Source organism: Streptomyces odontomachi (assembly GCF_024435355.1).
In the GTDB taxonomy this organism is placed as follows: domain Bacteria; phylum Actinomycetota; class Actinomycetes; order Streptomycetales; family Streptomycetaceae; genus Streptomyces; species Streptomyces odontomachi.
The window spans coordinates 108538-127818 of sequence record NZ_JAMJWG010000014.1 but is presented as its reverse complement, the minus strand read 5'-3'; the positions used below and the strand labels follow the sequence as shown (position 1 = coordinate 127818).

Annotated in this window: 14 protein-coding genes; 3 read left to right on the top strand and 11 right to left on the bottom strand. The window is 71.8% G+C overall.

Going from position 1 to position 19281, the window contains the following annotated elements; genetic code table 11:
• Window positions 1-163: 163 nt before the first annotated feature.
• The 9 genes from NQO67_RS26590 to NQO67_RS26550 form a co-directional block, all read right to left on the bottom strand.
• On the bottom strand, window positions 164-1378 hold the full coding sequence (locus NQO67_RS26590; protein WP_255952805.1) for a metal-dependent hydrolase family protein: 1215 nt from the start codon (window positions 1376-1378) through the stop codon (window positions 164-166).
• Window positions 1379-1476: 98 nt separating this feature from the next.
• Entirely contained in the window at window positions 1477-2454 is a 978-nt protein-coding gene (locus NQO67_RS26585) for a succinylglutamate desuccinylase/aspartoacylase family protein (protein WP_255952804.1), read from the bottom strand.
• 69 nt (window positions 2455-2523) lie between these two features.
• Window positions 2524-3303, bottom strand: a complete 780-nt coding sequence (locus NQO67_RS26580) for an IclR family transcriptional regulator (protein ID WP_255952803.1) — start codon at window positions 3301-3303, stop codon at window positions 2524-2526.
• Window positions 3304-3505: 202 nt separating this feature from the next.
• Window positions 3506-5077, bottom strand: a complete 1572-nt coding sequence (locus NQO67_RS26575; RefSeq protein ID WP_255952802.1) for a DUF885 family protein — start codon at window positions 5075-5077, stop codon at window positions 3506-3508.
• Between the two features lie 56 nt (window positions 5078-5133).
• Complete coding sequence (locus NQO67_RS26570; protein ID WP_255952801.1) at window positions 5134-6942, bottom strand: ABC transporter permease; 1809 nt, start codon at window positions 6940-6942, stop codon at window positions 5134-5136.
• Window positions 6943-6974: 32 nt separating this feature from the next.
• Complete coding sequence (locus NQO67_RS26565) at window positions 6975-8141, bottom strand: ABC transporter substrate-binding protein (RefSeq protein ID WP_255952800.1); 1167 nt, start codon at window positions 8139-8141, stop codon at window positions 6975-6977.
• A gap of 18 nt (window positions 8142-8159) precedes the next feature.
• Window positions 8160-9242, bottom strand: a complete 1083-nt coding sequence (locus tag NQO67_RS26560) for an ABC transporter ATP-binding protein (protein ID WP_255952799.1) — start codon at window positions 9240-9242, stop codon at window positions 8160-8162.
• 666 nt (window positions 9243-9908) lie between these two features.
• Window positions 9909-11153 carry a flavin-dependent oxidoreductase gene (locus tag NQO67_RS26555; RefSeq protein WP_255952798.1) on the bottom strand — a complete coding sequence of 415 codons (1245 nt, stop codon included), beginning with the start codon at window positions 11151-11153 and terminating at the stop codon, window positions 9909-9911.
• Between the two features lie 82 nt (window positions 11154-11235).
• Window positions 11236-12069, bottom strand: coding sequence for a fumarylacetoacetate hydrolase family protein (locus NQO67_RS26550; RefSeq protein WP_255952797.1), 834 nt, complete (start codon window positions 12067-12069; stop codon window positions 11236-11238).
• 244 nt (window positions 12070-12313) lie between these two features.
• Here NQO67_RS26550 and NQO67_RS26545 point away from each other — a divergent pair, with 244 nt between their 5' ends.
• The 3 genes from NQO67_RS26545 to NQO67_RS26535 all read left to right on the top strand — a co-directional run bounded on the left by NQO67_RS26545 (window position 12314) and on the right by NQO67_RS26535 (window position 16380).
• The gene (locus tag NQO67_RS26545; RefSeq protein ID WP_255952796.1) at window positions 12314-13066 is read left to right on the top strand and encodes an IclR family transcriptional regulator; all 753 of its coding nucleotides are present in this window, start codon (window positions 12314-12316) and stop codon (window positions 13064-13066) included.
• Window positions 13067-13233: 167 nt separating this feature from the next.
• Entirely contained in the window at window positions 13234-14589 is a 1356-nt protein-coding gene (locus tag NQO67_RS26540) for an MFS transporter (RefSeq protein WP_255952795.1), read from the top strand.
• 258 nt (window positions 14590-14847) lie between these two features.
• On the top strand, window positions 14848-16380 hold the full coding sequence (locus NQO67_RS26535) for an FAD/NAD(P)-binding protein (RefSeq protein WP_255952794.1): 1533 nt from the start codon (window positions 14848-14850) through the stop codon (window positions 16378-16380).
• Window positions 16381-16476: 96 nt separating this feature from the next.
• Here the strand turns inward: NQO67_RS26535 and NQO67_RS26530 are convergent, their stop codons facing one another.
• Together NQO67_RS26530 and NQO67_RS26525 are read right to left on the bottom strand one after the other, a co-directional pair.
• Window positions 16477-18081 (bottom strand): phosphodiester glycosidase family protein, encoded by a 1605-nt coding sequence (locus NQO67_RS26530; RefSeq protein ID WP_255952793.1) that lies wholly within the window; start codon window positions 18079-18081, stop codon window positions 16477-16479.
• A 269-nt stretch (window positions 18082-18350) separates the two neighbouring features.
• On the bottom strand, window positions 18351-19136 hold the full coding sequence (locus tag NQO67_RS26525) for a DUF427 domain-containing protein (protein WP_255952792.1): 786 nt from the start codon (window positions 19134-19136) through the stop codon (window positions 18351-18353).
• Window positions 19137-19281 lie beyond the last annotated feature (145 nt).

Sequence of the window (19281 nt, the reverse complement as noted above, 5' to 3'; positions counted from 1 at the left end):
ACGGGCCGTCGCCCGGGAGGCGCAGTCGGAACGGAGGGCGGGCGGAGAGCAGCGGGCGGTTCCGGCTGCGGGCAGCGCTCAGCGCCGTGCGGCGCGGCTGGTTTCCCGAGCCGGCCGGCTGCGGACGGTGGACGGCGATGCGGGCGTGTGCCGCCGACCGCGGCTACCGTCTGACGGCCGTCCTCCCCCGTGAGATCACCGCGGCGATCTCGGCGTCCGGGTCCGCGAGCAGTTCGATGTGGGTACCGGGGTTGTGCCGGCTGAGCACGAGGTCGGCGCGGGCGCCCGCGGCGATCACCCCGAGGTCGCCGGCCGCGCCGAGCAGCCGGGCCCCGGTGGTGGTGGCGCTCCGCAGCACGGCCCAGCCGGGCTGCACCCGGGCGCGCAGCGCGAACTCCTCGGACTGCCGGCCGTGCAGCTGCCCGAGCAGGTCCGTGCCGAAGGCGATGGCGGCGCCGGCCCGGTGCGCGTGCCCGAGCGCGTCAAGACCGCCGTCGCGTACCGCCGCGACCTTGGCGACGCTCTGGGGCGGGAGGCCGAAGCGGGGCCCCTCCTCGGCCAGCACGGTGTAGGTGACCAGCGTCGGCACCAGGTAGGCGTCGTGCTCGACCAGCAGCTTCGCCTCCCCGGGCCCGATGAGGTTGCCGTGCTCGATGGTGCGCACTCCCAGCCGCAGCGCGCGGGCCACGGCCGCCGGCGTGTAGGCGTGCCCGGCGCAGTACACCCCCGCCCGGGACGCCTCGTCCACTGCGGCGCGTATCTCGTCGTCGGAGTACTGCTGCCCGTCGATCCGGTCGGTGGTGCTGGCGATGCCTCCGGAGAGCATCAGTTTGATGAACGAGGCGCCGCTGCGGACGAGTTCGCGTATCGCGGCCCGCAGGGCGTCGGGGCCGTCGACGATCCGGCCGATGCCGGGGACGGCCGGGTGGTCGTCGGCGTGGTGGCGGCCTCGTGGCCGCAGGTCGCCGTGGCCGCCGGTCTGGGACAGTGCCCGGCCGCAGACGTGGAGACGGGGACCGGGTGCCACGCCCTCGTCGAGTGCGTCCGCGAGCCCCGCGTCGGCCCCGCCGGCGTCCCGCACCGTGGTGAAGCCCCGCCGCAGCATGGCGCCCAGTTCGCGCAGGGCGTGCGCGGTGACGTAGCTGGGTGCCATGCCGGTGTCGGCCCATTCGTCGGCGGTGACCGACGTGACGTGGACGTGGCAGTCGATGAACCCAGGCAGCGCGTACAGGCCGGTGCCGTCCAGGTCGTCCGGTGCCGGCGGCTCGGTGCTGTCGGCGGTGACGGCGACGATCCGGTCGCCGTCCAGGACGATCCGCTGGTCGGTGTGGACCCGTTCGGTCTCCGGGTCCACGACGCTGACGTGCCTGATGTCCATCGGTGGGTGCTGTCCTTTCGCCGTGCGGCACGGGGCTGGTGGGGGCAGGCGGGCGCGGGCCCGGGGCGAGCGGGTCCGCGCCCGCGGTGGGACCTGCGTCAGCGTCCGAAGAGTTCCGCCACCGTCGTGGTGGTGCCGGCGTTGCCGACCATGAATCCGTAGTCGCCCGGCGTGGTGCGGGTGTAGCCCTCGCGGGTGAGCACGAGGATGTTCGAGTCGAAGGGGGCGACGAGTTCCTCGACGACGTCGAAGGTGTAGGGGTCGACGACCTGGCCCAGCACCGTGCCGCCCTTGATCACCTCGCCGAGGCGGTCCGGCGTGAAGTGGGAGAGCATCGCGCCGCCCTTGGTCGGCCGCAGGGTGACCAGCTCGGTCATCACCGTCTGGCGCTCGACGAGGGTTTCCGGCTCGCCGTCCAGCATGCCGAGCGCCTTGAGCATGTTGCGGCCCTGCCGCACGGCCTTGGCCAGGAACGCGTCGGTCAGCTGGCCGCCGCCACCGAGCTCGCACACGGTCGAGGAGATGCCGTTCTTGATGGCCCAGGCGTTCGAGGTGCCTTCGTACGGCGCGTGGTGGTAGAGCAGCGGGGCGCCGAAGCTGGTGGCCATCTCCCGGCCGTCGTCCATGAGGTAGGAGTACTCGACGGTCGAGTACAGGCCGCTGGAGTGGAAGTCGATGAAGTGGTCGCCCTGGAGCATGATCTCGGCGAGCGCGGCGGCCAGTTGCTCGGTGACCGACCCGCCCGGGTCACCGGGGAAGATGCGGTTGAGGTTGAGCCCGTCCTGGGGCGTGAAGCGGGACATGGCGTCGTAGGCGTACGGATTGGCCACCGGAACGGCGACGAGGGTGCCGGACAGCTCGGCCGGGTCGACGGAGGACACCAGCCGGCGCACCTCCTCAGGACCCATCGCCTCGTCGCCGTGGATGCCGCCGAAGGCGACCAAGGTCGGTCCGGGCCGGGCACCGACCACGCGGTGGACGGTCAGTTCGAGGGTGTGCCCGTTGCCCAGGCGCGTGACGGGCACGGTCTCGATGGTGTGGCCCGGCTCGGCGGTGCCGGCTGTGGTGTCGCTCATGGTGGGTTGTCCCCTTCGGTGCGGTAGTGGTGCGCGCGGTGGATCGGAGCCCGGCTGGCCGGGCCCGGATCACCGCAGGTCGCCGATGGCGGCCGCCTCCCGGCGCAGCGCCGGGACGGCCTCCTCGGCCAGGTCGTGGGTGAAGCGGGCGGCGGGGCCGCTGATGGACAGGCCCGCCACCGCCACGCCGTCCGGGCCGAGCACGGCGACCGCCCGGCAGCGCAGGCCGACGGCGTAGGTCTCCTCGTCCACCGCGTAGCCGCGGCGACGCGCCTCGGCCAACTCGGGCTGCATCTCCGCCAGCACCGCCTCGGGTGCGCCGGAGCCCGCCCCGCCCAGCAGGGCGAGCTGCTGGGAGCGTGGCAGGTGGGACATGATCGCCTTGCCGAGGGCGGAGCGCTCCGGGGGGATCGGCTCGCCGATCCGGTTCACCGCGCGCAGCGGCTGGTCCGACTCGGTGCGCGCGATGATGTACATGCTGTTGCCGACGATGCGGCCCGCCGTGGTGGACTCCCCGGTGATGCCGGTGAGCAGCCGGGTGGCCTGCTGGAGGCGGTCGTTGCTGTACAGGTGCTCGCCCACGGCGGTGGCCATCGCGACAAGACGCCGCCCCGGCACGAACCGGTGGGTGGGCGTCTCGTCGAGGAATCCCCAGGTGACGAGCTGGGCGGTCAGCCTGGACGCGGTGGACAGCGGGGCGTCGGCCGCCGCCGCCAGCTCGCTCAGCGTCAGCGGCGCGCGGTCGGCGATGACCGACAGCTCCAGCAGGCTCAGTATGCGGCCCATGTAACTGGGTGACTTGGTGGTGTCGGTGGGGGTCACGCCGCGTCCCCCGGTCGCCTCTGCCATGGCTGTGTGTCTCCTGTTGTCCCGTCGGCTGCTGCCGGCGCCCTGTCGCCCGTGCACGCGGACCGTTCGCCTTCCGGACGCCGGTCCCGGGCGCCGCGGGGCGCAGTATCTTCGGCGCGCCCCTGCGCCGTCGACCGCGGCCGGGTGCCGGGCGCGCGGCCGGCTACGGATCGGGCCGTTCCGCGACCGGTGGAACGGGCCGTCATGACCGTGCGCCACAGGAGCCGAAGGGCGCCGTGGCGTGGTCGATGCCCATGGCCGCCGCGACGATGCCGACCGGCGGGGAGCCGAAGGCCATCAGCTCGCGGTGGAACCGCTCCAGGGAGAAGTCGGCTCCCCAGGCGGACTCGGCCTGCGCGCGCAGCCGCCGCATGAGGACCTTGCCCCAGGTGTAGCGGATGCAGGTGGGCTCCCAGACCGCGCGGAGCGCTTCGGCGCGTGCGGCGGGGCCGGCCAGGAAGGCCCTGCGTTCGAAGAGTTCGACGGCGTCGCCGAGGGTGAGGGCACCGGTGTGGATGCCGAGCACCGCCTGGACGCGGACGGTCCGGATCATCGCTTCCTGCGCCATGCCGAACTGGTAGCGCGGGGTGTCGTCCTGGTACCCCGCCTCCCACATCATCTCCTCGGCGTAGTGCGCCCAGCCTTCGAAGAACAGCTCCGACCAGAGGGTCCTGCGGACGGGGTTGTCCACCTGGCCCATCATCAGGGCGTGCGAGCAGTGGCCCGGGCCGATCTCGTGGACGGCCATGACGGCCATCGCCGGCCGGTTGAAGCGGTCGAGCCAGGCCTGGTGGTCGTCGGGTGACCACGCCACCGACGGCCCGGTGACGTGGAACAGGGAGTGGCCCTGGGTCTCCCAGGGGGCGATCCAGCTGACCCGTCCCGAGGCCCAGGTGCGGGCCGGCGGTGAGGGTTCCACGACGCACCCCTCGTCCACCAGCGGCAACAGCCGGCGTTCCCGCACGAAGCGGGCCGCCTTGGCGACCTCGGCCTGGGTGTCGGCGATGATCTCCGGGAAGGTGCCGTGGTCGGCCCGTATCCGGGCGTTGACCCGGTCGGTGCGCTCGGCGGGGTCGGTGGCGGTGTGGTCCAGGCGGGCGGCGGCGTCGTGGCGGATCTCGCGCATCCGGTCGTATTCGGACTCGGCCAGGGCGGCCAGCTCATCGAGGTCCACCGGGACGCGGTCCTCGCATCCGAGCAGTGCGGCGAGGTCCTCCCGGCCCAGGCCGGGTGCGGGGTCGCCTTCGTTGGTGGCGCGCGTGAGATGGTCGGCCAGCCGGTCGAGGGCGGCCAGGCCGCGCCGGCCGTCGGCACCGTCCTCGTCCCGTACCGCGCTGGACAGGCCGCGTACGGCGGGCAGGAACATGGCGGCCACGGGCGCCGACAGTTCGTCCAGGGCCTCCACCGCGTTGTCGACGGCGTCCGGCCACCGGCTCAGGTGGCGGGCCCGGGCCTGCGCGCGGTGGGCGGCGTCGGCGTAGGGGCGGTCGTACGGCGACAGGTCGAGCCCCTCGACGTGCACCCAGGGGTCCCAGCGGTGCTGGCTCAGGCGGCCGAAGCGGGTGCGCATGGCGTTCTCGGTGGCCGCCAGCTGGGCCTCGTCGTGGGCGTCCGGCAGGGTCGGGCCCCCCAGGGCGGCCAGCGAGGAGGCCACGCCGGCCGGTGACAGGTCGGCGATCGTGCCGTCGTACGCGTCGTGCAGTCCTGAGTACTCGCGCAGGTAGGCGGCGTCCAGGTCGCAGACGTGGCGCAGGCGCGGGAACAGCTCGGCCATGGAGTGTCTCCCTCGGAAGTGGTGCGGGCGCTCGGGCGTGGGCCGGTGCGGAACGGTCAGATGGTGAAGCGGCGCTCGCGCGGTGTGAGCCGCAGCACCAGCGCACCGAGTCCGACCACGACCAGCGAAAGACCCGTCATCAGGGTGGACAGGGCGGCCGGGGTCGGGTCCTGGTAGTTGTTGAGGTAGGTGAACATCCAGACCGGCAGGGTCTGCTGGTCGCTGTTGAGCAGGAAGATCGACAGGTCGATCTCGTTGAAGCTGACCAGGAACGCGAAGACGCCGCTGATCAGCATGGCCGGCGCGATCTGCGGAAGGGTGGCGCGCAGGAAGGCCGTGAGCGGGCGGGCGCCGAGGTCGATGGCGGCGTAGTCGAGGGTGCGGTCGGCGCGGGTGAGCGCGGCGGACAGCAGCACGATGACGAACGGGACGGTGGCCACGGTGTGCGCCAGCACCACCGCCCACCGGCCGGGCGCCAGACCCAGCCTGGCCAGCAGCATGAACACCGCGAACCCGAAAGCGATCTTGGGCACCACCACGGGCGAGAACAGTGCGGACTGCACCGCCCCGCTGCCGCGGAAGCGGTACCGCACCAGGGCCACCGCGCCCGCCGACCCGAGCAGCACCGCGAGCAGGGCCACCAGTGCGCCGATCCACAGGCTGCCGAGGAAGGCGTGCATGACCCCGTCCTGCTGGAGCAGGTTGCCGTACCACCGGGTGGAGAAGCCCGGCGGGGGCCACTCGCCATAGGACACCGACGACAGCGAGCTGATCACCACGATGGCGGCCGGCACCAGTTGGAAGGCGTAGACGACGGCCAGCCACGCACCGAGTCCCCGGATGCCGCGGGGCAGCGAGGGGCTGACGGTGATGCCGCCCTGGTCGGCCTCGGCGAAGCGCCGCTGGATGAGGACGAAGGCCCCGGTGGAGACCAGGGCGAGGACGAGGAGCACCAGGGCGCACACCGAGGCGGCGGGGAAGTCGGTGGTGCCCACCAGCGAGTAGACGGTGGTGGAGAGCGTCGCCACCCGTCCGCCGCCCAGCAGGCTGGGGGCGGTGAAGCTGGAGATGCTCAGCGCGAAGGTGAGCTGGCACCCTGCTATCAGCCCGGGGGCGCTCAGCGGGAGCGTGACGGTGCGGAAGGCGCGCCAGCGTGACGCGCCGAAGTCGTCGGCCACCTCGGCGAGGGTGCCGTCGATCTGCCGCAGGCTGCTGCTGATCGGCAGGACCATCAGCGGCAGCAGCGTGTGCACCAGGGCGAGCACGACGGAACTCTTCTCGTACAGCAGGTGGACCGGGCCCACCCCGACCAGGCCGAGCGCCGAGTTGAGGAACCCCGCCTGCCCCAGCAGCAGCTGCCACGCGTACACGCTGGCGATGCCGGAGAAGACCAGGGACGAGAAGACCACGGCGTAGCCCGTGTTGCGCCAGCCGGCGCGCTTGGTGTGGTGCAGCGCCAGCGCGGTCAGATAGCCGACGACCGCGGTGATCGCGGTGACCAGCAGCCCCACCAGGACCGTCTGCCAGATGACCGACCAGTAGTAGGAGTCCCCCAGCACCTTCGCCCAGGACGCCAGCGTGCCCCGGACGTTCAGGGCGCCGGGCCGGTACTGCTGGAACGAGTACTCGGCCAGCGATTCCACGGCGAACGCGAACACCGCGAGCAGCAGCACCAGACTGGGGCCGAGCAGGAGCAGTGCGGTGCGGCGGTTTCGGCCGCGGGTGGGCCGCGGCGGCTGCTCCGGGCCGCCGGCTGGTGCCGTGGCGGGCTGTTCCGCCGGCCCGTGCCCGGTGGTGGGGCGCTCCGCCGTGGCGGTCACGGCACCCGCCGCTGCGGGGGTGCGCTCCGGTCGGCCGTCCGTCATCTCGCGTCTCCTTCCGGTGGTGGTGGCGGGCGTCAGATCTTGGAGACGACGTCCTGGTTCCAGCGATCGGTCCAGGCGGCCATGTTCTTGCCGACCGTGTCCCAGTCGACGGGCACGAACTTCTGGTCGGGGCCGGCGGCGATGGCGGGGATGCCCTTGAGCTTGGCGGTCAGCTTCGAGGTGCTGACGGCGGGGATCTCGATGGAGGTGTCGACCCAGCGCTGGTTCCAGCGGGGTTTGAGCATCTCGTTGACGATGTCGTAGCAGACCTCGACCTGGTCGTCGGTGGCGCCGGAGTTGATGTTGACCCCGACCGGGTCGAAGAACGCGCCCTCCGTGGGGCGGCTGTAGCCCAGGGGCGCGCCCTGGCTGCGCCACACCGTGGACGTGCCGAGGTAGTGCGAGGTCAGGGGCGCCTCGCTGGTGGACAGCATGTTGAGGAACTGGGGGTTGGCGGTCACGATGGTGCGGATGTTCTTGGCGTGCTTCTCCCACAGCTCGAAGCCCGGGTCCATGTGGTCCCAGCTGCCGCCCCCGACCTTCGCGGCCATGCCGATGACCCACCACGGGACGGTGAAGAAGCAGAGCTTCCCCTGCTGGGCGGGCGACCACAGGTCGGCCCACGAGTGGAAGCCCTCGGGGTAGGTCTTCGTGTTGTAGACCAGCCCCATCTGGTCGGCGCCGAAGACCACTCCGCAGTGGTCGCGCTCGACGAACTGGGAGTGCAGGTGCCTGGTGTTCGGGATCTTGGAGTAGTCCAGCTTCAGGTACATGCCGGTGGCCTTGCCGGTGGCGGTGGCGCCGCCGTTGCAGAACACCAGGTGGTTCAGCGGCTGGTGGGGATTGGCCTGGAAGGCCGCGGTCTGCTTCGTCAGGATGAGGGTGTCGTCGATCTTTATCTGGACGTTGCGGTGCCGGTCCTGGTAGTCCTTCGCGAACTCGCGCGGCATCAGGCCGAGATCGGCGCCGGCGAACGGGGTCATCGTGATGACGAGCTTCTTGCCGGCACCCCCGCCCGCCGACGCACCCGGCTGGCTGGCCGGTGCGCACCCGTCGACGAGGAGTCCCGCAGCGACCGCACCGCCACCGGCCAGCAGGGAGCGCCGGGACACCGGCGTGGCCCCGAACGCGCCGCGGGTGCCCGAAGCGGTGCCGGCCCGGCGGCCCTCGTTGGGGGTGGTGCTCGTGTTGCCGTTCATGGTCTCTCCTGGCTGTCGCTAGCTGTCCGCGCCGAGCATGACGGCCGCGTCGGCCCGCCAGCCGATCTCGACCTCGTCGCCCGGGGCGATCCCCGCCGCCTCGTGGGCGGGGAGTTGCACGACGAGCTCCGGACCCGTGCGGGCCACGGCCACCTGGAAGCGGACGCTCGCGCCCTGGAAGGTGAGGTCGGCGACGCGCGCGGGGAAGTGGTTGTCGAAGCCGGTGGTGGTGAGCCGGTGGCGCATCGCGATGACCTCCGGCCGCAGGGACAGCGCCGTGCCGGGTCCCGGGGTGCGGCAGGTGAACCCGCCGTCGACGCTCAGGACCCGGTCCTCGACGGTGCCGCGCACGATGTTGGTGTCGCCGAGGAAGGTCGCGGCGAACTCGGTGGCGGGGCGGTTGTAGAGCTCGTCGGGCCGGCCGACCTGCTCCAGGCGCCCCTGGTTCAGCAGGGCGATCCGGTCGGAGACGGTGAACGCCTCGGTCTGGTCGTGCGTGACGAAGACGAAGGTGGTGCCGGACTCCTGCTGGATCTTCTTCAGGGCGCGCTGCATCTGCACCCGTAGCCGCAGGTCGAGCGCGCCGAGAGGCTCATCGAGCAGGAGCACGGACGGCCGGTTGGCCAGCGCACGGGCGATGGCCACCCGCTGCTGCTGCCCGCCGGAGAGCTGCGCCGGCTTGCGGTCGGCGTAACCGGTCAGCTCCACCAGCTCGAGCATCTCGGTGACGGTGCCGCGGACCTCCGTCCGCGACATGCGCCGGATCTTGGGGCCGAAGGCGATGTTCTCGGCGACCGTCAGATGCGGGAAGAGCGCCAGCTTCTGGAAGATCAGGTTGGTCGGCCGCCGGTTCGGCGGCACGCCCGTCATGTCCTTGCCGGCGATGCTCACGGTGCCGGTGGTCGGCTGCTCCAGGCCGGCGAGGATGCGCAGCGTCGTGGACTTGCCGCAGCCGGACGGTCCCAGCAGCGAGAAGAACTCCCCCCGCCTGATGCCGAGGTCCAGTCCCGTGACCGCGGTCTCGCCGTCCGGATAGATCTTGCTCACGCCGGTCAGCCGCGCGTCGAGGTCCGACGGGTCGTCCACGTCCACAGCACTCACCTCAACTTCCACTCACTGAGAGTTGGATTCCATTGACGTTGCCGGGACGGTAATGAAACGCAGCGCCGAGGTCAACGAGTCTGGCGAAAATCAGACCTCGCGGGACGGCCCTACCGGGCTCAGGGAACGAAGTAACCGCCCGCTGTGGAGCGTTGCGGGGACGGTGCCGTCGCACGGCGATTCAGGGCGCGTAGACCCCCGCTGACCTGGTCTGTCTCTCAGTGACTCGCATCCTGCTGACGTCGCGTCAGCCGGCCGCGGGGGCAGGACACGGCCGGTGGTGCTTTGGTAAAACCTGTGTGACGCACCTGGCCGTCGTCGATCGGATCGGACCGGCAGAAGAGCGATGCAATCCAGCCGCTCGCCCTCCGGGGCTTCGGGAGGGGCGGCCGGTGCGACGACGGCCGGCCCGTGAGCGTCGTCGCGCGAGCCGGTACCGTGCGGCCAGGTGCATCTCGGCGGGTGAGGCCGCGTTCTCCGGCACGATCGTGCACTGCGGACGGCAGCACCACCCCGAGCACGGCCTCATCCACGTGCTGGGCTACCGGAACACCGCGGTCAACCTGGCGGACGGCCCGAACGCCATGCCGGCGCCATGCCACAAGCGCGTTCGACCTGCCGCGCAGGCGGTGCGGCCGGCACGGCAGGTCGAACGATCGAGGGTTCTCAGTGCTGTTGGAGCTCGCCGGGCGAGTAGCCCGCGACGCGCTTGTAGGCGCCGATGATCCCTTCCAGCTCCGTGGCGGATATGACGTCTTCGATGCGCTCGAAGGGCTGGTCGCCGGTGCGCTCGTACACCTCGCGGAGCACCGCGTCGGGCGGGTTGGTGCGGTTGGCGCGGACGACGGCCGCGGTGGCGGGGCGACGTTCCGCCTCGTAGGCGGCGAACGCGTCGGTCACGTCAGGGTGCTGCACCAGGGTGCCGGCGAGGCACGCCGCGTCGAGGATGGCCTGTCCTGCGCCGTTGGACCCGCGCGGGACCATCGGGTGGGCGGCGTCCCCGAGCAGGGTGACCCTGCCGCGGCCCCACCAGGGCAGCGGCTCCTGGTCCACCATGGGGTACTCGAGGATGTCGTCGGTGGCCCGCAGCAGTGCGGGCACGTCCAGCCAGTCGAAGTGCCAGTCGGCGAAGTGGTCGATGAAGTCCTCGATCCGGCCGGTCCGGTTCCAGTCACGCTCGGCGTGGTGCGGCGTGGCGATCTCGACGACCCAGTTGACGAGCTGACGCCCCTGGTCGTCGACACGGTCACGGATCGGGTAGAGGACCAGCTTGCCGGTGTCGAGCCAGCCGGCCCGCAGCATCGAGGCACCGCCGAGCACCGCCGGCCAGGGCGCCACACCGCGCCACATGTTGTACCCCGAGTAGACCGGTCGGCCCTCGTCCGGGTGGAGCTGCTTGCGGACGGCGGAGTGGATGCCGTCGCAGGCCACGACCGCGTCGGCGCGGGCGGTCGAGGTGCTGCCGTCGGGGTGGGTGAAGGAGAGGGTGACACCGGTGCCGTCGTCCTCGACCTGGGTGCACCGGTGCCCGGTCAGCAGGGCGTCCGGGCCGAGCCGGTCGCGTACCGCGTCGGCCAGCACCTTCTGGAGGTCGCCGCGGTGGATGGAGAACTGGGGCCACTCGTACCCAGCGGCGCGCCCGACGGCCTCGGTGTGGATGTGCTGGCCGAACCGGTTGAAGTACAGGGACTTCTCGGTCGTCACCGCCACCGCGGCGAGGGCGTCCTGGAGTCCGAGCCGGGTCAGGTGGCGGGTGGCGTGCGGAAGGATGTTGATGCCCACGCCCACCGCTGACACCTCGGGAACCGCCTCGTACACCCGGCAGGGAATGTCGGCGGCGTGCAGTTCGAGTGCCAGGGTGAGGCCGGCGATGCCGCCTCCGATGACGGCCACGTGGGGCTGGGTGCTCATGAGACTCCGTTCGGCACGGTGACGCGGGTGACGGGGGTGGCCGTGGTGGGTTCGGTGGGGCGGTGCCGGCCGGGTCGGACCATCACTTCTCGGCCCGGCAGGTGTTGCGGCACTCGCCGATCCCCTCGATCCGGGTGGTCACGACGGAGCCGTCCGTCAGGTAGCGCTTGGGGGTACGGGCGTGGCCCACGCCACCGGGCGTGCCGGTGGCGATCAGGTCGCCCGGGCTCAGGGGCATGATCCGCGACAGGTAGCCGACCAGTTCCGCAGGGCCGAACACCAGGTCGGCGGTGGAGGCGGACTGCATCTCCGCGCCGTCGACGTGGCAGGTCATCCGTGCATCCAGGGCCGCGGCTGCCGCGTCCTGCGCGTCGGACACCACCAGGTGGGGGCCGACCGGGGTGGTGGTCGCGAAGGTCTTGCCCTGAAGCCACTGGAGGGTGCGGTACTGCCAGTCACGCGCCGTCACGTCATTGAGCACGGTGTAACCGGCGATGGCGCGTGCGGCCGTGTCGAGGTCGGCTCGGTGCACCGGGCTGCCCACGACGATCGCGAGCTCCGCTTCCCAGTCCATCGCCTCGGATTCGGCCGGCAGCACGATGTCGTCGTAGGCGCCGACGAGCGCGGGCGGGAACTTCGCGAACAGGGTCGGGAACTCCGGCACCTCGCGGCCCATCTCCGCGATGTGGGCGCGGTAGTTGATCCCCACGCACACGATCTTCTCCGGCCGTGGCACCACCGGAGCGACATCGCGGCCGGGGTCGGGAAGCCGGGCACCGTCAGCGGCGGCACGTGAGCGCCAGTCCGGCTGGGCGAGCAGCGCGCCGAGATCGGGCAGCCCGAGGTCGACGGCGTGGTCGTCCTCGACGCGCACGGCGCGGGTGCCGGCTGAGGTGCGGATGGTGGCGAGTTTCATCATGCGTCCTTTTCTGCGTCCGCCGTTGCTGGGAGGGGTGAAGCGGCCCGCGGCACGGTCGGACGCACCGCACCGTCGGTGCCCTTCGCGCTCCGCTTCGAGCCGGGTCGTGAAGAGGCCTCGGGTGTCCGGCCGGCGGAGCGTCCTCGCTGGTCATGGGGCTGCTCTTCACGGCTCGCTCCGACCTGGCCACGGTAGGCACGGTGCTCGCGTGTGCAGAACAGATACGCTCTATAATTCTTCAGTGCGCAACAAACCCTGGTATCCCGTCGAGTCGGCCGACAGCGTGCTGCGTCTGCTGCTCCTCCTGTCCGAACGGCAACGGCTGCGCGTGAGCGATGCCGCCGAGCATCTGGGGGTGGCACGCTCCACCGCCCACCGGCTGCTGCGCACCCTGTGCGCACGTGATTTCGCCACGCAGGACGCGCACCGGGCCTACCGCCCGGGCCCCGCCTTCGAGCGGATCATCCGCAGCGGCCCCGCCACGCCCGACCTGCGGACGCTGCTGCACGGACACGTGGAGGCCCTGCACCGCAAGGTGGACGAGACCTGCCACCTGATGGTGCTGGAGGGCAACGGCACCCGGTTCATCGACTGCGCCGAGTCGCCCCAGGTGCTGCGCGTCAGCTCCCGGATCGGCATGCTGCTGCCGGCCCATGTGACCTCGGGCGGCAAGGCCCTGCTCGCCGAGCTGTCCGCCGAGGAGTTCGCCGACCTGTACCCGAGGAACCTGCCGGGTGCGCCGGGCGCCCCCGCGGTGGACCGCGCCACGGTGCGGCGGCAGCTCGCGACCGTGCGGCGGCGCGGTTACGCGGTCAATTCGGAGGAGAGCGAGCGCGGCATCGTCGCCGTCGGCGCCTGCGTCAGGGACGGTTCGGGGCGGGCGGTGGCCGCCCTCGCGGTCGCCGCGCCGAGCGCGCGTGTCCCGCGTGCCCGTATCCCCGAGCTGGCGAGCGAGGTGATGGCCGCGGCCAGGGCCGCCACGGTGGACCTCTGAGCGGCCGACGGCACACCGCCTCCGGCCTGCGGACACCGGTCCGGGCCCGGCGCACTGTTGCGTAGAGCAGAATTTCTGCACATCTTCGTTCGCAAGGGAGAATTTCGCGCCTACCGTGAGGCAGCCCGCGGCCGGACGAGCCGGGGAGTACGGCTTCAGGAGGCTCCGTGTCACAGGCGACCGCAGATGTACGTCAGGAACTGGGCGAGGCCCCGCTGCGCCCGTTCCACTGGATGCTGGTCATCCTGGTCGCGCTCGCGACCCTCTTCGACGGCTACGACACGCTCATACCGTCCTACGTGATCCACTTCGTCCACGAGCCCTGGCACCTGTCCTCCAGCTCCGCGGGCTTCCTGGTCTCCTCCGGCCTGATCGGGTTCGCCGTGGGTTCGCTGGTGCACGGCATGGTGGCCGACCGGATCGGCCGCCGCCCGACCCTGATCGCCGGGCTGCTCGTCGCGGGTGTCTTCAGCGTGCTGACCGGGCTGTGGGGCACCTCGTTCGCCTCGTTCATCACGCTGCGCGCGCTCACCGGCCTGGGGCTCGGTGTGCTGCTGCCGCTGGGGACGGCGTACATCAACGAGTACCTTCCCGACCGGACCCGCAACCGACTCGCGGCGCTCGGCGGCGGCGGTTTCGCCCTCGGCGGGGTGTGCGCGTCGATCACGGGGGTGAACCTGACCGCGGGCGGGAACTGGCAGATCCTGTTCTACCTGGGCGGCGGCGCCGCACTGCTCGGCGTGATCTACCTCTTCGTCTTCCCGGAGTCGGTGGAGTTCCTCGTCGCGCACGACCGGCCGGAGCGTGCCACCCGGTTGCTGGGCAGGATCCGCCCGGACCGCGCGGCGTTCTACGAGACCGCACGCCTGCGCGTGAGCGCCCGGCCTCCGGCGGCGAGCTGGCGCCTCGTCCTCACGCCGGCCTACCGGACCCGCACGCTGGCCCTGTGGGCGTCGGCGTTCCTCCTGCTGTTCGGCGTGTACGGCCTCTCCGCCTGGACCCCGGAGCTCATGATCGACCGTGGTGAGGGCTTCGCCACCGGGTACGTCTTCGGCGCGGTGCTCCAGGGCATGTCGGTCGTGGGCGCGCTGGCCGGCGGCTTCATCGCCGACCGCTACCTGGGCGTGCGCCGGAGCCTGATGATCTGGTGCACGCTGGGCGCGCTGTCCACCGTCGTCGTCGCGTTCACCAACACGACCCTGACCAACGTGATCGGTGTCGGTGCCGCCGGGCTGTTCATCATCGGCGGGCAGTTCCTCCTGAACAACGTGTGCGCGGCGACCTACCCGGTGCACGCACGGGGCACGGGTGCCGGGTACATGCTGGGCTTCGGCCGGGTCGGAGGAATCCTCGGACCGTACATCGGCGGGTGGCTGCTCGACCTGTTCAGCGGCACGCAGATCCTCTTCGCCGCGGTGGCCCTGGCGGCTCTCGTCGCGGTGGGCACCACCGCACTGCTCGGCAACGCCCACAAGGCGCTGCCCTCCTCCCCTCAGGTACCCGACGCGGCGCCGGTCCGGTGAGCCCGGCGCTCCCCCGGGACGGCTCCGTCACCCTCTCGGACGATTGCTTACGTACCCGGACGAAGCGGGCTGTGACCCAACGGTCACAGCCCGCTCTTTCGTGGCGCCGTTCCTCCCCAGTTCCCGCCAGTGGTCAACAGCCGGCCGGCTCGCGTACCGTCCCTCTCGCCCGGGCCCGCCACCAGCGGCGGATCGCGGCGACCGCGCACGCCGAGGTGGCGTGGTCAGCGTACGTACCTGCGCACAGGGGGAATGACGTTGCGAGACAGACGAGACATCCGCATCGCGGTCATCGGGGGCGGCGTGGGCGCCGTCAGCCTGCTGGACAGTCTGCTCGAAACCTTTGCCGATGCCCGGCAGCACCAGCGTCGTGAGCTGTCGATCTACGAACCCGACCCGTCCCGGCTCGCCCACGGTCTCGCCTTCGCCCCGGACCTGGATTCGGCGATCGTCAACCTGCCCAACCAGCGCATGACCATCCGGGACCGCGACTGCACGCACTTCCTGCGGTGGTTGAACACGCGCCCCGAGCACTCCCCGGGCGCCGGCGGCGACTCGCCGGCCACCTCGTTCGCCACCCGCCAGGTGTTCGGCAGCTACCTGGACGAGCAGTTCGACCGCTGCCTGAAGTCGGCCGCCGACCAGGGCTGGCAGGTCCGTATCCACCACGAGACCGTGCTGTCCGTGTCGGACGGTGCCGACGGCGGATACGTGCTGCACACCTCCGAATCGGCCCGGGAGCACACCCACGCCGTCCTGGCCATCGGCCCGGGCAGCCCCGCCGACCCGTTCGACCTGGTGGACGCACCGGGGTTCCTCGAAAGCCCCTACCCCCTGAAGACCGTGCTGCCGCAGGTGGATCCGAAGGACCACGTGGTGATCCTCGGCACCGGCCTCACCGCCATCGACGTCGCGCTGGGACTGCTGTACCTGGGGCATCAGGGCCCCCTCACGATGACGTCACGGCACGGCATCCTGCCGCAGATCAGCTCCGGCATCGCGCTGTACGAGATGCAGTACCTCACCGCGCCACGGATCAGGGAGTACGCCCGGGGCTCCAAGGGCCTCTACCTGGCGGACCTGTGGAACCTGTTCAAGGGCGAACTCACCGCGGCGGGCTTCGACGCGGACGCTGAACTGTCCTGGCTGCTCCCCGAGTCGTCCCCCATGGACCACCTCCGCCACCAGCTGCGCAACCCCGACGCCAACCCGGTCCGGTCGCTCTTCCAGAACGTGCCCAACGAACTCAAGGAAGTGATCCGTTCCCTGCTCGTCCCCCAGGAGCAGGAGAAGATCCGCACCGACTACCGGACGCACCTGAAGAGCTTGCAGTGCCCCATGCCCTCGACCACGGCACGGACCCTGCTGTCGGCCATGGAGAGTGGACAGCTCAGCATCGTTCCCGGAGTGACGGGGGTCCGTCTGGAGGGCTCCCGCTTCCATGTCACGGCGCAGACCGAGGTCCCGCCCGGTGACACGGTGATCGACGCCACCAAGACGAGCCCCGCGGAGTCGAAGGGCGCGCCGGGAAAGCTCATGTCCGCACTGACCAGGGACGGCTACGCGAGCTGGGACTACTACGGCGGGCTGCGTGTCAGTCGACGCACCAACCAGCTGCACGACCCGACCGGTCCGGGCACGGCCGCGGGCCGGACCAGGGGGCTGTACGCGATGGGTGAGCTGACGTCGGGGTCCATCTACTACGCGAGCAGCCTGCCCGCCGTGAACGAGGGCGCCGACATCGTGGCCGCCGCCATCGCCCTGGACCAGGAGTTCACGAGCTGGTCATGACGGGCCGTCGGGTGCCGTGCGAGTGCGGCTTCCACGCCGGATCGGCCGCGGCGGGTGCCGCGGCCGATCCGCGTGGTGGGCCGGCCGTCCGGCCGGCTATCCGGCCGTGCTGAACACCCCGAGCCCGTTGGCCACCGAGCGCTGGGAGCCGTCGGAGGGGCTGTTGCGGACGCTGGTGGTGGTGGCGCCGGGCTTGCGGGCCACCAGGGTCGTCGATCCACCACCGTCGAAGTTGATCACGTCCTGGGTGGCGCCCAGACCGGCCATGATGTCGGCCATCGTCTTCAGGGTGGCGCCGACGCTGGAGCCGTTGCGCCCGTCCACGGCCACCATGTACAGCTTGCTGCCGTCGGCGTTGGAACCCACCGCGGTGCGGGGGGCCAGGGTGGACGTGCTGTCGTCGAGGCTCAGCCGCTGGCCGTCCATGGCGAGCACCAGTCCGCCGATCGCGGTCTGCAAGGTGCTGCCGTCGCCGCTCACCAGGTGGTAGTCGACGGTCACCGGGTCGCCCACGGCGAGCCCGCTCAGCTGGGAGACGCCCGCGTCACGGGCGAGTAGGACGGTGGCGCCGGCCGCGATCTGCCCGGAGCCCGGAGCGGTGGCGACCCGGGTGACCTTGCCGTCTGCGATCTCGACCTCCTTCGTCTGGGTGCTGCACGCGGCATCGCGGTCGGACTCGGTGCCGCAGGTGGCGCGCTTGCGGGAGGTGGCGCCCCAGTCGGCGTTGAAGACGCCCACTCCGTCGACGGGGATGGCGTACTGGTTCAGGCCGGTCAGGTCGAAGGAGCCGTCCGGCGTGGTCGCCGTGCCGTCGAGGTCCAGCGTCGTGATGGTGGGCGCGCCGGAGTTGGTGATCCCGAAGACGTGGTGGTTGTCCGTACCGGCTGGCCGGGTCGGGCCGTAGCGCTGCTTGCCCGGTACGGCCGCCTTTAGCTCGTGCCCGTCCCCGATCTCCGGGCCGGTGGCGGCGCCGGTCTCGCCGATGTTGAAGAAGTCGCCGTTGACGCCGCCGACCGCGCCGACCCGGTTGGCCTGCGTGGTGATGGTGGCGGTCTGGGCGACCTTGCCCGGCGAGATCAGCCCGACGTGCACGCCCGCCCTCGTCAGGTCGACGGTGAGGACGTAGCCGACGGCGAGCCCGTGCGAGGTGGAGACCTGCATCGATTTGTAGGTCACGCCCGGCGCCACCTGCTCGCCCGCCGGCGTGCTGCCGACCAGCCACTGCCAGGTGGTGGTGTCGACGGACGTGCCGCTGCCCAGGTCGTAGAAGGCCTTGAAGGCGGTGACGGCCTTGGCGGTCAGCGTGCCGAAGTCGCCGTCCACGGAGAGGCCGTAGCCGTAGCGGTTGAGTTGCACCTGGAGGGCCTGGACGGCTTCGCCCGTGGCACCGGAGTCCACCGGGACGACCAGCTCGGGCCAGGTGTCCGCGTCGACGACACCGTCCGCGGTCAGCCCGTGCGCGGTCTGGAAGCGCTTCACCGCGGCCAGCGTGTTCGAGCCGAAGATGCCGTCCGCGGTGATCGTCTCACCGGTCTGCCGCAGCAGGTGCTGTGCCGTGAGGACGCTGACGTTCTGCTGGCCGTTGCTGACCGCCGGCCAGGCCGGCGCGTCGGCGGCCCAGGCCGGCGCGAGCCCGGTGCCTAACGCGACGGCGAGTGCGGCGAGCGCGACCAGCACCCGCTGCCAGACAGGTCTGTGCATCGAAGGCCCCATTTCCCGTGTGGCCCCGCTCCGTCCGGAGACGACGCCGCCGGGCGGGCCCACCGGGGTCGATCGAGCCCGCCCGGGGCGCCTCGTTCCGTGATCGGCTCGGAGACTTCCTGACGATCACAACGGCCCATGGGTACCGCAGACACGTAGCGCGGTGGTTGCGCGCCGGTTGTGCGGCACGGAGCGCGCTGGCAGGAGGGGCGGTTGCGGGACTGCGCGGGAGCAGCGGCAGGGGCGGTCAGGCGGGGTGGGCCGCAGGCTCACCCGATGCGTTCGCCGTCGACCAGCACCTCGACCTTGTCGTCGTAGAAGCAGACGTGTTCCGCTGCGGGCAGGCCCTCCGCCAGCGGGTGCGGCAGGCTCCATGCGGCGTCCGGCACCCGGCTGCCGGCGACGACCAGGTGCCAGTGCTGCGCGTCGCCCTTGTACGGGCACTCGCTGACCGTGTCGCTCTTCTCCAGCAACTCGATGCGCACATCGGCGAACGGCAGGTAGTGGCGCACCGGCAGCGATGTCTCGAACAGCAGCTTCGGCCGGCGGGTCTCGGCCACCACCGTGCCGTCGTGCCGCACCACCACATGGCGTGACCCGGCGCGCACGTCCACCCGGTGGTAGGGGTCGCGCGCATGGCCGTAGAGCGGGTCGTCCTCCTCGAACCAGCGGTCCATCGCGCCGAACTCGACGGTCACGTGATCGTCCAGGGGCGGTGCACCGGGCTGCCCGGTGGGCGGGCCCGAGACGGCCTCCGGCGCCGCCCGGTCACCGACGACCACGCTCCACCGCCGGATGCCGTCCGGAGGCCGCCCGCCGTCCGCGGGGACGAGCAGATCGGTCCGCAGGTCGGCGATCGGGAACCACTGCTGTTGCAGGCCGCCCCGGTGGTAGAGCGCCTTGCCGCGTCGGCTGTCGAGCACCGTCTCCCCGCCGAGGACGGCCCGCATCCGCCGGGGCCAGTCCTCCAGGTACCAGACGTCGTCGGGAGGCCGGCCGAAACTGAACGTTCCGCCGCCGGGGCCCAGGGGCCCGCTGCCCAGTGCCAGAGTCATCGTGGTCGCCTCCCCACGCACGGCTGCGCTCGGGTGGCGCGGGCCCGGCGTGGGTGCACCGGGGCCGCGGCACGGAATGGTTCCCTCCGCACCCTTGGCGGCGTACCCAGGAACCCGGCGCCGACACCGACGCCACCGCGTTCGA